Annotated in this window: 12 protein-coding genes; 7 read left to right on the top strand and 5 right to left on the bottom strand. The window is 27.7% G+C overall.

The window, feature by feature from the left end:
• Positions 1–8 precede the first annotated feature (8 nt).
• Entirely contained in the window at positions 9–1,007 is a 999-nt protein-coding gene (locus CRU95_RS02505; protein WP_129099576.1) for a beta-ketoacyl-ACP synthase III, read from the top strand.
• A 49-nt stretch (positions 1,008–1,056) separates the two neighbouring features.
• Here the strand turns inward: CRU95_RS02505 and CRU95_RS02500 are convergent, their stop codons facing one another.
• Positions 1,057–1,500 carry a hypothetical protein gene (locus CRU95_RS02500; RefSeq protein WP_129099575.1) on the bottom strand — a complete coding sequence of 148 codons (444 nt, stop codon included), beginning with the start codon at positions 1,498–1,500 and terminating at the stop codon, positions 1,057–1,059.
• A gap of 43 nt (positions 1,501–1,543) precedes the next feature.
• Here CRU95_RS02500 and CRU95_RS02495 point away from each other — a divergent pair, with 43 nt between their 5' ends.
• Positions 1,544–2,182 (top strand): transglutaminase-like cysteine peptidase, encoded by a 639-nt coding sequence (locus tag CRU95_RS02495; RefSeq protein WP_164969711.1) that lies wholly within the window; start codon positions 1,544–1,546, stop codon positions 2,180–2,182.
• Positions 2,183–2,204: 22 nt separating this feature from the next.
• Here the strand turns inward: CRU95_RS02495 and CRU95_RS02490 are convergent, their stop codons facing one another.
• Positions 2,205–3,239 carry a Cj0069 family protein gene (locus CRU95_RS02490; RefSeq protein WP_129099573.1) on the bottom strand — a complete coding sequence of 345 codons (1,035 nt, stop codon included), beginning with the start codon at positions 3,237–3,239 and terminating at the stop codon, positions 2,205–2,207.
• A gap of 70 nt (positions 3,240–3,309) precedes the next feature.
• Positions 3,310–3,873 (bottom strand): aminotransferase class IV family protein, encoded by a 564-nt coding sequence (locus CRU95_RS02485; RefSeq protein WP_129099572.1) that lies wholly within the window; start codon positions 3,871–3,873, stop codon positions 3,310–3,312.
• 203 nt (positions 3,874–4,076) lie between these two features.
• Between CRU95_RS02485 and CRU95_RS02480 the strand changes: the two genes are divergently transcribed.
• From CRU95_RS02480 to CRU95_RS02465, 4 genes are all read left to right on the top strand, one after another.
• Positions 4,077–4,679: a 4Fe-4S dicluster domain-containing protein gene (locus CRU95_RS02480; RefSeq protein WP_129099571.1), complete on the top strand. Its 603-nt coding sequence runs from the start codon at positions 4,077–4,079 to the stop codon at positions 4,677–4,679.
• Positions 4,672–7,209 (top strand): molybdopterin-dependent oxidoreductase, encoded by a 2,538-nt coding sequence (locus CRU95_RS02475; RefSeq protein ID WP_164969710.1) that lies wholly within the window; start codon positions 4,672–4,674, stop codon positions 7,207–7,209. The genes CRU95_RS02480 and CRU95_RS02475 overlap by 8 nt, the downstream gene beginning before the upstream one ends.
• A gap of 76 nt (positions 7,210–7,285) precedes the next feature.
• The gene (locus CRU95_RS02470; RefSeq protein WP_129099569.1) at positions 7,286–9,457 is read left to right on the top strand and encodes an ABC transporter substrate binding protein; all 2,172 of its coding nucleotides are present in this window, start codon (positions 7,286–7,288) and stop codon (positions 9,455–9,457) included.
• Between the two features lies 1 nt (position 9,458).
• Positions 9,459–10,106, top strand: coding sequence for a response regulator transcription factor (locus tag CRU95_RS02465; protein WP_129099568.1), 648 nt, complete (start codon positions 9,459–9,461; stop codon positions 10,104–10,106).
• Here CRU95_RS02465 and CRU95_RS02460 read toward each other — a convergent pair.
• Both CRU95_RS02460 and CRU95_RS02455 read right to left on the bottom strand, forming a co-directional pair.
• The gene (locus tag CRU95_RS02460; protein ID WP_129099567.1) at positions 10,103–11,059 is read right to left on the bottom strand and encodes an aminodeoxychorismate synthase component I; all 957 of its coding nucleotides are present in this window, start codon (positions 11,057–11,059) and stop codon (positions 10,103–10,105) included. The genes CRU95_RS02465 and CRU95_RS02460 overlap by 4 nt on opposite strands.
• A 7-nt stretch (positions 11,060–11,066) precedes the next feature.
• The gene (locus CRU95_RS02455; RefSeq protein ID WP_129099566.1) at positions 11,067–11,948 is read right to left on the bottom strand and encodes an aspartate carbamoyltransferase catalytic subunit; all 882 of its coding nucleotides are present in this window, start codon (positions 11,946–11,948) and stop codon (positions 11,067–11,069) included.
• Between the two features lie 88 nt (positions 11,949–12,036).
• On the opposite strand from CRU95_RS02455, the gene CRU95_RS02450 reads away from it, so the two are divergent.
• Positions 12,037–14,364, top strand: a complete 2,328-nt coding sequence (locus CRU95_RS02450; protein WP_129099565.1) for a fatty acid cis/trans isomerase — start codon at positions 12,037–12,039, stop codon at positions 14,362–14,364.
• Positions 14,365–14,366 lie beyond the last annotated feature (2 nt).

Below are 14,366 nucleotides of genomic sequence, written 5' to 3'. Positions count from 1 at the left end.
GACTAAGAATGGCTTACGCAGCTTTTAGATCAATAGGTGCTTACATACCAGAAAAAATCATGACTAACTTTGATTTTGAAAAAATCATGGACACATCTGATGAATGGATAACAAAAAGAACTGGTATAAAAGAAAGAAGGGTAGCAGCAAAGGATGAATTTCCATCTGATATGGGTGCAAATGCAGCCAGAATTGCTATTCAAAGAGCAGGAATAGAACTAACTGACATAGATATGATTGTCTGTGCAACTGTAACTCCTGATTACCTTTGTATGCCCTCAACTGCTTGTGTATTAGCATCAAAATTGGGTTTAAGAGATGTGCAAGCTTTCGATATAAGTGCTGCATGTACTGGATTTATATATGCTTTATCTATTGCAAAAGCATTTATAGAATCTGGCATGAAAAAAAATGTGCTAATTGTAGGTGCTGAAAAATATACTTCTATTTTAAATTATGAAGATAGAGGAACAGCTTTTATTTTTGGCGATGGTGCAGGTGCAGCAATTATATCTGCAACTGATAAAAAAGAAGAAGCAATAGTTGATGTAAAATGTTCTAGTGATGGTGATTATGACCACTTAATCATGACTCCAGGGGGAGGAAGTAGAAATCCTTGTTCACCTGAAGTAGTTGAGCAAAAACTAGCTTGTATCCAAATGAAGGGTGGCGAAACTTTTAAATTGGCAGTTAAAACTTTAACTTCTGATGTAAAAGAGATGTTTGAAAAACATAATTTAAAAGCAGAAGAGATTAATCATTTTATTCCTCACCAAGCGAACTATAGAATTATAAAAGCTGTTGGTGAAGCTTTAGGACTAAATGATGAGCAAACTGTTGTAACTGTAGATAAATACGGAAATACTTCAGCAGCTTCTATTCCTATGGCTATGAACTATGCTTATGAACAAGGAAGAATAAAAGCTGGTGATAATGTACTTTTTGATGCATTTGGAGCTGGACTTACTTGGGGAAGTGCTTTATTCCCATTCTCACCTAAAAAATAATATAATTAAGATAAATTTATCTTAATTATAACCTTCCCAATTTTACTTTTTATTGAAACTTTTTATTATTTGGATTATTTTTAAATACATTTATTGATTTATGTAAAGAAGCTTTAGAACTAGTGTTAAACTTTTCTACAGTTGCTACTGGATTAATCAATAAAATTGACTCATCAATTACTATTTGAAAAACTGACTCTAGAGGAATTGTAACCGTTGAACCAAAGTTTTCAGAACCAAAACCAGCTTCAAATGAGATAAAATTATCTTCAATTTTTATAGTTGTATAGGTATAATTACTTAAAACAAAAAGTGAAAACTTAGCAAGTTTTTTTTCTATGGCACTTGGTAAAGTAGGATCAAAAGTTGCTCCATTTACATTTACTGTTATTGCAAATTCACTATTTCTTTCCAATAAAAAAACTATCATATCTTTTACTTGTTTAATCATAAGATTCTTAAATTCAACACTTTGTATTATATCATTTACCATATTTTATTCCTTTTTTTAAAAATCCATGATAATATATAATTACATGAAAACAATTACATTTATTTTACTGATTTCAACATTAATATATGGTCATACTCTACAATTTACCCAATCAGATATTGCAAAGATAAAAGATAATCCAAATAAAAATGCAATTATAAAAAGAATACAAAATTATGAAGCATTAGAAAAGAAAATTAAAAATTTCTCTACAATTAGAAAACTTGGGCACATCAATAGTTTCTACAATCACATTCTTCCAGAACTTGATAAACAAAAATATGGGATAAGTGATTATTGGAGTACAAGAAAAGAGTTTTTGATTGAAGGGAGAGGTGATTGTGAAGATTATACTATTGCAAAGTACTTTTCACTTCTTGAAAATGGCTTTTCTAAAGATAATCTTTTTTTAGCTGTTGTTCAAGTCAAAGGAAAAGCTACTAAACATATGGTGCTACTTTATTTTCCAAGAAGAGATAAAATCCCATATGTCTTAGATAATCTTAGTTTTAGAGTAATACCTTTAAATAAAAGACCCTCCTTGGAAGTGGATTTTATATTTAATGAAAAAGAATCCTATCTTATGAAAAATGATAAAATAAGCAAAAAAGTCAAAGTTAATTGGGGAAAAGAAGATAAATGGAATAACTTACTTAAAAGAGTTTATGTAAACAAGGAGTAAATTAATTCCTTGATTTACACAATTATTTTTTCTTTTTTGATACAAAAACCTCAGCAACATCTTTTGCATATTGGAGCTCACTTGTAATTCCTACACAAGAACAATTTATCTCTGATAAAACATATTTATCACTTCCATCTTCATTATAATCTAAAATATAATCCATAGTCCAAAGTAAAGGATAATTTTGACCGTTTAGATATGGTTTTAAATCTTTCAATCCATGCATTGTAAGTTCTACTACTGCTTTCCATTTTGGCTCATTTGGTGATTCATATTTATATTTTGCTCCTGAAAATAGTGTTGCAGAGAATTGTCCCTCTTGTGGTTTTTTATGAACAACTGAGATAGGCTTATCATTTACAAGTAAAACTCTTATCTCTCCTTCACTTATTCGTTCCAAATATCTACACCCTACAAAGCCAGTTTTTCCTGTAAAATATGCAGCATATTCTGAAATATTGTCTTCAAAATTTGGCTCAAATTTATGTAAAAATTCATTGATATCATCAAAATAAAACTTTTGATTATTTACAGCTTCCACAGAAAATATAGAACCATCATCTTTTTTTGATACCAAATAAACACCCTCACCTGTTGAGCCATAATTTGTTTTTAAAACTCTTATTCCATGTTTATCTAAATCAGCTGGAAATCTTGTTGCAAAATCTGTAAAGGTATGATAAAAATAGCTTTCATCATCTCCTAATTGTGTTCCTTTTAATTTGGCAAGAATATCTTTAAAATCAAGATTAATCATAACATCTGGATGGGTATGTACCTCAATACCAGAATTTCCCAAAGCCTTTAGAAATTGAAAATATTCATCCACTTCTTTTAAATTGCCAGGATTGATTCTACTTATAACAGCAACTGCTTTTTCTTTTAGATAATCCAATAAATCATATTTTCTATTTGGTCTATAAAATACAATCTCAGTTTTATAATCTGTTACTTTTTCTATAGCATCCAAGATAGGTTTTGTATCTGGTCGAAAACCATCAAAGCCTTTATCACTTCCTTTTGCATATTCAATTATGAATATAGTGTTTTTCATTTTATCTCCTTTTGTTGTCACACAAAAGGATTTTATATTAGAAAAAAAACTTTTTGATTACAAATGGATTTTAATAGATAAAAATTGGATTTTCGATGATGTCAAAATCAATCATTGCATTCATAAGTGCAAGCTTTGAAGCTGATTTTAAATCTTCGATTGTAAGGTCTTTTTCAATGATATTTTTAGATTCAAGATACCTTTGTCTAGTAGTACCATTTAATAATGGCTTTTTAGGTGTATACCAATTAGAACCATCATATAAGGCAATATTTGCAATAGATGTGTCAGTTAATAAAAAATTTTTAAAAATAATTATTTCATCAGCATCTTCTTTTTTAGCATAAAGTTCATCTAAAGAACTTCTATTGAGATATTTTTTTGAATACTCAATTTTGTCATCATAAATTATTTTAAAAGTTTTTATTTCTCTTTTTTTATATTCATCATATCTTACATCTAATATTTCATCGTCATTGTATATAACTTTACATTTTAAAAGTTTACTATTTAAGGGATAGATATATTCATTTAAATCTATATTTTTCCCTATAGTATTGGATATTCTTAAATTGTGAAAAATAAGATTAAATACCTCTTTATCTTCACATTTTATAGTTTCAAAATATTTCATTCTTACCTCTTAAATTAATTAAATATAAAATAAAAAATTAACTCTTTTATTTAATTTTATTTTTGGTAAAATTCTATTTACCATTTTAATATAAGTTATATACTACTTCTATTAAATTATAACTAACCTAGACTTGTGTAACAAGTAGTGTTTATTTTATTAAAACACACCTTCAATATCCAAAACAAAAGAAAATTAAACTTATGAAAAATTACCAAATGATAATTGATGCACAAAAATGTGTGGGATGTCATGCATGTGAAGTAGCCTGTAAACAGGAGTTTAAAGCTCCCCTTGGTTACTTTAGAACAATGACAATGTATTTAGATAGTGGGACTTTCCCAAAAGTAAAAAGAGATTTTTTGCCTCTTATGTGTAGACAATGTAATGAGGCATTATGTTTAAAAGCCTGTACAAAAGGAGCTATTTCAAAAGAAAATGGAATTGTAAAAATAGATGAAAGTAAATGTACAGGTTGTAAAGATTGTATAAAATCTTGTTCAATAGGTGCCATTTATGTAAATCCATTTACAAATATTGCTGAAAAATGTAACTTATGTGAACACCGATTAGAACAAGGTCTTCAAACAGCATGTGAAGCAACTTGCGTTGCAAATGCAATTACAATAATTACAGATAAAAAATATATTCCAAAAGATGCAAAACCATTTAAAAATCATAAAGATGACAAACCTGGAACATTGCACATTGGAGCTAATGAAAAAATGAAAAATAAATTAACTTTTGGAAGAAGTTTTTCTCCATTAAATTATGAAATCGAAAATTGGGCGGTGGATTATGAATAGAAGAGATTTTTTAAGAAATGGAGCTATAACTCTTGCAGCACTAAAACTAGGAGATGTCATATCTTTATCTCCAACAAGCGCACAAGCAAGTGAAATAACAACTTTTCAAGAGTTTAATACTTTGGCTAAAAATATAAAAGGAATAGAAAGAGTTCCAAGTGTATGTTTAAATTGTTCTACGATATGTGGAATGACTGTTTTAGTAAAAGATGGAGAAATTCTTGGAGTTGAAGGAAATCCACTAGACCCAAATAGTGAAGGTAAGCTTTGTGCAAAAGCTCATGGAGGAGTTAGTGCAGTTAATTATCCAGAAAGAATTGTTTATCCATTAAAAAGAGTGGGACGAAGAGGTGATGGTCTTTGGAAAAGAATCACCATGGAAGAAGCTTATGATATGATGGCAGGTAAAATCAAAAAATGTATTGATGATAAAAAACCAGAAGGCATAGTTTTTCATGGTGGAAGAAACAAAATGGGAGATATAACTGGTAGATTTATGGATGCAGTTGGTTCTCCTGTGATTTTAAACCATAGAGCCCTTTGTTCATCTAATAAAAGAGCAGCAAACTACACTACAATAGGAGATACAAGTTGGGAAACTGTTGATGCTAGAGATTGTAAATATTTTCTTAATTTTGGTTCAAATTTTTTAGAAACACATCAAGGAGGTTTCCCTCTACTTAAAAGATTTATTGAGGCAAAAAATGAGGGTGCAAAATTAGTTACTTTTGATACAAGATTATCAAATACAGCAGGAAGAAGTGATGAATGGTTTGCTCCTTATCCATCGAGTGAAGGTGCAGTGGCACTAGCAATGGCAAATGTAATCATGAATGAAGGTTTATATGATGAAAAATTTATTAATGAATGGTGTAATGTAAGGGTAGATGAATATAAGAAGTTTATTGCTCCATATACTCCTGAGTTTGCCGAAGAACAAAGTGGCTTAAGTGCTAGTGATATAAAAAGAGTTGCAATAGAGTTTGCAAAAGCAGCTCCAAATTGTGCTGCTTTTACAAATAGAGGTTCACAAGCTCACTATAATGGATTACACAATGATAGAGCAGTAGTAATATTAAATGCCCTTGTTGGAAGTGTAGGGAAAAAAGGTGGTTATGCTTTTGGTGGTTCAAAAAATAAAGGACATAAATCATTCCCTATGCCAAGCCCTATTCCTCCAAAACCAACATTTAGTACAGATTTAGAAGACCCAAAACTTTATCCTTTTGCAAATAAATGGCAAAAAATGAGAGTAAGTGAATTATGTTATGACAAAATCAAAACTAAAAAACATAATATTCAAGTATATATGTCATATACAATATCTTCACCTCAAACTTGGCCAGAAGGCCCACAAACGGCAGTTGAAGTATTAAAAGATGAAAAATTAATTCCTTTTCATGTTTGTTCTGATGTAGTTTATTCAGAGATGGCACACTATGCTGATCTTATCTTACCAGATGCAACATATTTTGAAAGATACACAATAGAAGGAAGAAATGCTTATGATTTAGTTCCATATTTTGGTCTTAGACAACCTGCTGTAAAACCCCCTTATGATTGTGAAAACTTTGCAGATACTCTTATAAAAGTTGCAAAAAAAATAGGAGAACCAGTAGCCCAATATTTTGCTTTTGATTCTTATGAAGAGTTTATTAAATTAAGATTTTCAAAACTACCAATCAAAGAAGGTCTTAGTGGTTTTGATTATATGAAAAAATATGGTGTATGGATAGAGGATAAGCCAAAAAATTATGAACCATATAATATAAAACTTCAAGAAAAAGATTTAAAAGATAGTTTTGTAGAAAATGATATTATTTATGTAGATAAAAAAGGTAAAAAACAAGCCATAGGTATAATAAAAGACGGAAAAGCATTTAAAGGATTAAAAACTCCATCAAGAAAATTTGAAATAAAATCGAATGATATTATAATAGATGCCAAAAAACTTGGACTTGATGAAGATGGTTATCCACACTTTAAAATGCCAAAATCTTTGAAAGAAAAAAGTAAAAATGAACTTGTTTTAACTACATTTAAATGGAATGTTCATACACAAGCTAGAACTGCTCCACAAAAATATCTTACTGAAATAGTTCATGATAATCCTGTTTGGATAAATACACAAACAGCAAAAAAATATGGCATCAAAATGGGTGATAAAATAAGAATCACTACATTTAGACCAAAAGAAGGTTATAAAGCTTCTAAAAATGAAGTCTTAGGAAGTATGGAAGTAAAAGCTTTTGTAACCCAAGGGATTCATCCAGAAGTATTAGCAATAAGTAACTCTTTAGGAATGAATTATGGAGGTCGAGTACCAAAAGCTAAAAATGGGATAAAAGAGAATATTAAAGGATATACTAAATATCAGGACTTAGATTTAAATGGAAATATTTGGTGGGACAAAAGATTAGGTGGAAGTGGAAATGGATTCAACCCAAATAATATAATTCCAGTAAATCCAGCTCCAATTGTTGGAATGCAATCGTGGAATGATACGATTTGTAAAATAAAAAAAGTATAAACTATCATATATATAATCAATTAGTTATTTTGCTTTATTTTTTGATAGAATAAAGCAAAATATCACTAGGCCACAAATGAAATATATTTTTTTCTTTCTACTTATATTCAACTTCTTATTTGCAAATTCTCCAAAAGAAATCTTGCTTCTACATTCTTATAATAATGGACTAAAATGGAGTGATGAGATAACAGATGGTTTGCAAAGTGTTATTTCACGATATCCAGATTATGAACTTACAATTGAATATATGGATACAAAAAGGAATTATAGTAAAGAATACTTTGAAGTTTTATCTTTACTATATGCAAAAAAATATGCAGATAAAAAATATGATTTAATTATCACTGTTGATAATTATGCTTTTAATTTTGCCCTTTCAAATAATAAAAAGTTATTTCATAATACTCCTATTATTTTTTGTGGTCTTGAAAACTATGATAAAATACAAATTCCAGATAATATGAAAAATTCTGTCACTGGTGTCATAGAATATAAAGAAATTAAAAAAAATATTCAACTTATAAAAGATTCAATAAAAAATTTAAATACTTTATATATTATAAGTGATAATACTCTATCTTCAAAAGCAATAAGAAATCAAATACTTGATGCTATTTCAGAATATAAAAATAAAATCAATATCATTTTTGATACAAAGATTGATATAAAAACACTAAACCAAAAAATTGAAAAACTTCCCTCACATAGTGCTGTTCTTTTTACAAGTTTATATAAAGATATAAATGGAAAGTTTCTCTATCAAAAAGACTTAAAAGAGTTTTTTGGAAAATCTAAATATCCTGTTTTTGCTATAAATAAAATACATTTAGGTGCAGGGGTAGTTGGTGGAATTATGGTAGATCCATATGAACAAGGAAAACTAGCAGGAAACAAAGCAAATTACTTTTTAAATGGGACACCTATTAAAGATATAGATATATCAACACCTATTTCAAAACATTATTTTGATTATTCTGTATTAAAAAAATTTCATTTACATAATTCAAATATTCCAATACAATCAAGCACAATAAATAAACCAAAAGATTTTTTTGAAAAAAATAGAAAAATAATAGATAGTACTTTTATTTTATTGCCTTTACTCTTTCTTTTGATTATTGGATTAATTGTTAATATTGTAAAAAAAGTCAATTTAGAAATAAAACTATTAGAACAAACTAAATTGGACAATGTTTTGTTAAATAACATTAAAAATATAATTTATTGGAAAAGTAAAGAAGGTATCGTTTTAGGTTGTAATGATGCTTTATGCAAATACTTAAATCTTTCAAGAAATAAAATTATAGGAGAAAAACTAAATGACATTTTCCCTGAGATTTGTCAAAAAGTTGATGATAAAAAGCTATTTGTAAGTGATCTTGAAACAACTTTAGAAGGTAGAAATAATGAGGTTCTAAATGTTTTAATTAGACGAAAAAAGTATTTAAATAAGAAAAATGAAGAAGCAGGGATTGTTACAATCATAAATGATATTACTGATTTGAAAAGATTAGAAAATCAAAGAAAAAAAGATGAACAATTTATAGTACAAAGATCAAAGCTTTATGAAGTAGGAGAAATGATAACTTCTGTTGCTCACCAATGGAAAGCTCCTCTAATAGAAATATCAACTATAGCTCAAGAGTTACTTTATAAAAAAGACATCTCAAAAAGCTCTAGTAAAGAGTTTGTTGATGAAATTATGACACAAGTTAAATATATGACAAGTACTATTGATGATTTTAAAGATTTTATAAAACCTTCAATTAGAAAAAGTGAATTTGAAATAAATTCTGCAATAAATCAACTTCTAAGAGTAATTGAACACAATACAAAATATAACTACATAGATGTAGATGTAAATTATGAAGAGAATAGAAGCTATACAATATATGGTTATGCAAATGAATTTAAACAGGCCATCTTAAATATAATAAATAACTCAAAAGATAGTATTTTGAAAAGAAGACAAAGCCAAAATTTCCAAGCAAAAATCTCTATTTCAATATCTTCTGAAAATGACTTATTATGTATATCAATAAAAGATAATGGCATTGGAATAAAAGATGAAAACTTAGAAAAAATATTTGAGCCATTTTTTACAAGTAAAAAAAATGGTGATGGGTTTGGACTTCATATGGTAAAATTAATAATTGAAGATAAGATGAATGGCACAATAAAAGCTTTGCCTTGTGATGAAGGAGCAAATATTCTTATTTGTTTAGATAATTCTATAGAGAATTAGAATGAAAATATTATTATTAGAAGATAATAAAAGATTATCAAAACTTATTATTGAAGCCCTATGGGAAAAAAAATATAAAATTGATTGGTTCGAAGATGGAAGACATGCTTTGAATGCAGTTCATGATGGTTATGATTGTTTTATTTTAGACATAAATGTACCAGGAATAGATGGTCTTAGTTTATTAAAAGAAATTAGAGTTATGGATAAAAAAACACCCGCAATAATAATAAGTGCAAATGTTGAATTAGAGACTATTAAAGATGCTTATACTAATGGTTGCGATGAATATCTGAAAAAACCATTTTATATCTATGAGTTAGAATTAAAGCTTAATAAATTTTGTAAAAAAGAAAAAGAGACTATAAATCTACTTGAAAACTATACTTATAACACAAGTAGTGAACTTTTGTATGATGAAAATAAACAAGAGATAAAATTAGCAAAAAAAGAGATTTTACTTTTAAATTTATTTATAAAAAATTGTGAGAAAATAGTTACCTTTGAACACATAGAACAATATGTTTGGGAAGGTGATTTTACTACAAATGAGAGTATCAGAACACTTGTAAAAAGACTAAGAAAGAAACTTCCAAAAGATACAATAACTTCACAAATTGGGATTGGATATAAACTACAAATTTCTTAAAATGGTAAATAAATTTTATCAAGTATCTCTTGATATTCTAACTTGGCATCACTATCACAAGTAATACCTCCACCACTTTTATAATAAAGATTTTCATCTTTATCTTTTTGAATAAATCTAATCATAACTGAACTATCTAAACTTTTTCCATCAAAAACCCCAAAAATACCAGTATAATAATCCCTCTCATATCCTTCTATTTCTTTTATGATTTCTACAGTTTTCCTTTTTGGTGTTCCTGTTATGGAACCAGCTGGAAGAAGGGAAAGTAAAATATCTCCTAACTTTTCATTCCAATTGCTTTGTAGTTCTCCTGATATTTTAGAACTCACTTGCAGAAGTTTCTTATCCCCTGCTTGTATTTCATCAATATATCTAAACCTATCTACTCTAACTTTAGTTGAAACTATTCCCAAGTCATTACGAAGTAAGTCTACTACCATCGTATGTTCAGCCATCTCTTTCATATCACCCAAAATTTTAACACTAGCATTTGCTAAGCTTGCATCAATAGTGCCTTTCATGGGATAAGTATAGATTTTATCTTTTTTAATTTTTATAAATCTTTCAGGAGAAAAGCACACAAACTCATCTTTAAATTTTAATTTAAACTTTGATTTTGATCTTTCATAAATCTCATCTAAACTCAAATCACACTTTATTTTTGTTTTAGCTGTTAGATTTAATAAATAACTGTTTCCTGAAGCTATTTGTTCTTGCACATACTCAAATTTTGTTTTATACTCTTCAAAACTCATTGGACATTTTATCAAGGCTTCGTTTTTTATTGAACTTTTTTTCTCTTTAGGTGAGATTTCATATTTTATATCTTGGGGTAAATCTTTTAAGGGTTTTAAAAAGTAGTTTTTTAAGTCATAACTTATCATAAAAAAAAATGGCTCTTTAGAAGAGCCATAATTATTAAGTTGATTTATTAATTCTTGATTATTCAAATATATACTATTGAGAAAGTATTAGTTTTTTAAGTACTGCCATTCTAACAGCAACACCATTTTTAACTTGTTTTAAAACTTTTGATCTAGGATCCAATAACATCTCATCACTAATATCAACATTTCTGTTCACTGGTCCTGGGTGAAGAAGTAAAATATCTCTATCTCCTAGAACTTCTTTTGTAATACAATAATCTTTTGCATAATCATTAATTGATTGGAAATATATTTCATTGTGTCTTTCTAATTGTGTTCTTAAACTCATCACAACATCAACTTCATCAATTACTTCTGAAATATTATCATATTGCTTATGTTCATTTGTTTCTGATTTAAAACAATCAGGTGCTACAAAACACACATCTAAACCAAATCTAGGAAGAAGTTTTCTATTAGATCCAGCAACTCTTGAAGTTCTAACATCTCCTACTATTGCAACTTTTTTATTTTCAACTTCTCCATCAAAATGTTCCATAATAGTAAACAAATCAAGTAAAGCTTGAGTAGGATGTGCATGTTTGCCATCACCTGCATTGATTATTGGACAATTTACAAGATCAACTAAAGTTCCTGGTAATCCACACTCTGAATGTCTTATAATAATAGCATCTGGACACATTGCATTGATATTTGCAACAGTATCAAATATAGTTTCACCTTTACTACTTGAACTTGTTCCCACATCAAGTGAAACAATCTCAGCACCCAATCTTTTTGCAGCTATTTCAAAAGCACTTCTAGTTCTTGTAGAGTTTTCAAAAAATAGAGTTACTACTACTTTGCCTTTTAAAATATCCCTTGATTTCATATCTAAAAACAGTTTTGCATCATCAAATAATGAAATAATCTCCTCGTTTGTAAAGTCTGAAGTTCTTATGAGGTTTTGCATCTATTATCCTTGCCTTTTTAAAAACAAATTTTATCAAAAAAAAGATTAAATTGGTTATAATATTTTCCTATTCTCCCTAAGGAACTTAATGAAATTTTCACTTTTTTTAATATTTACAATCACATTTTTACTTTCTAATGCAAATGCACAGTTTAATCAAAAAGTTTCCTTTGATGAAGTTAAAAAAAATATCTCGTATGAAAATGATATAAAACCCATACTAGACAAAAGATGTGTAGTTTGTCACTCTTGTTATAATTCACCTTGCCAATTAAAAATGAGCTCACTTGAAGGTCTTTTAAGGGGAGCAACAAAAGAGGTTATTTATAAAAATAGATTAAAAGCTGGAGAGATGACAAGGCTCTTTGTAGATGCAACTACAACTGAAAAATGGAGAGAAAAAGGCTTTTATCCAGTAAATGAAAAGATACCAAATCTAAATGCTTCTATCATGTCTTATTTATTAAATCAAAAACAAAAATTTCCAAAAATAAAAGGAAATTATGCACCAGAAGATGATGAACTAACTTGTATAAAAGATAAAGATGAACTTGAGAAATATTTAAATGATAAGCCTTATCATGGTATGCCATATGGTTTTCCAGCTTTAAAAAAAGAAGAACATAACCTTCTTATGACTTGGTTAGATAAAGGAATAAAAAAGCCTAAAATCATACAAACAAAAGAACCAAAAGAGATAAAAATCTTCGAAGACTTTTTGAATAATCAAGATGTAAAACATAAAGTAACAGCTAGATATATTTATGAACATCTTTTCTTAGCTCATATTAAATTTCCTGATAGTAATGATTTTTACGAACTAGTAAGGTCTTATACAAAACCAAATACAAGTGTAAAGGTAATAGCAACAAGACTTCCTTATGATAAAGTAGAAGAACCATTTTATTATAGATTTCAAAAAATAAAATCAACTATTGTTCATAAAACACATATGGTATACAATCTTGATGAAAGTAAATTAAAAAGATATAAAGACCTTTTTATAAATACAAATTGGGAAGCAAAACCTACTTTAGTAAGTTATGATTCAAAAATAGCAGCAAATCCATTAACAGCTTATGAACAAATACCTGCAACATCTAAATACAATTTTTTACTTGATAATATCCATTACTTTATTATGACATTTATAAGAGGTCCTGTTTGTAAAGGTCAGATTGCACTAAATGTTATAAATGACCATTTTTGGGTTGCCTTTAAAGATCCAAAATTTGATGTAACTCTTCATGATAGTAACTTTATACATGATAATTTAAAAAAATTAAGTGTACCAAATGAGTATGGACCCAACGCCCCTATTTTGGATGCTTTTGATTTTTTTAGTTACGACCAAGACACTATAGCTTATTATAAAAATAAAAATGAACTATATAAAAAATATTATAAAAAGGGAATAGATATAAATAGTATCTGGAAAGGCAATAATAGTGAAGAAAAAAACAATGATGCAATATTGACCATATATAGACATTTTAACTCTGCCTCAGTTCAAAAGGGAGCCTTAGGTGATATTCCTAAAACTATGTGGGTCATTGATTACCCTTTATTAGAAAGACTTTATTATTCTCTTGTTGTGGGATTTGATGTTTTTGGGAATACTCCTCATAAACTACTAGTAAGAAAATATATGGACAGATTAAGAATAGAAGGTGAAAGTAACTTTTTAGAATACCTTCCAAAAGATATAAGAAAAACTCAATTTGATAAATGGTACTTAGGGTATACTGCAAAATGGCTAATAACTTATACTCCCTCTCAAAATGAAACCTTAGTAAAATATAAATCTAAAGAGTATAAAAAAGAGTTGATGTTAGATATATTAAAATATACAAATACACCAAAAGATAAATTAAATTTTATAGAAAAAGGGTATAAGCAATCCCCTATATTGAAACAATATAATACAAAAAGTCAAATCGAGCAAAGTTTAAAAGACTTAACACTAAAAAAGAATACAGCTCTTTTTAGAGACTATTCAAGTAATAATTTCAATCTTTCATATTTAAGAATACAAATGAATAATAAAGAAGACTATGTTTATTCAATAGTCATAAATAAATGGCATGACAATGTTGCGTTTTTATTTAATGAAAGTGAAAGATTGAATTCTAGCAAAGATAGAATAAATATATTAAAAGGTTTTGTAGGCTCATATCCAAACTTATTTATTGTTGTAAAACAAGATGATTTAAGTGAATTTTTTAATATTTTAATAAATTATAAGAAAGATGATAATGAAAAATTATCTAAATATTTTATTAGTAGAGAAAATAAAAACTTTTGGGAAGTATATGATTGGTTTCAAAATGAATTTAATAAGGAGCAACCTATAGATTCAGGAATTTTTGATTTAAATAGATATTTTAAAAAATCTATTCTTCCTATAACTAATTAAAA

Source organism: Arcobacter sp. F2176 (assembly GCF_004116465.1).
GTDB classification, from domain to species: domain Bacteria; phylum Campylobacterota; class Campylobacteria; order Campylobacterales; family Arcobacteraceae; genus Arcobacter; species Arcobacter siniprincipis.
This window is presented reverse-complemented; position numbering and strand designations above follow the sequence as displayed.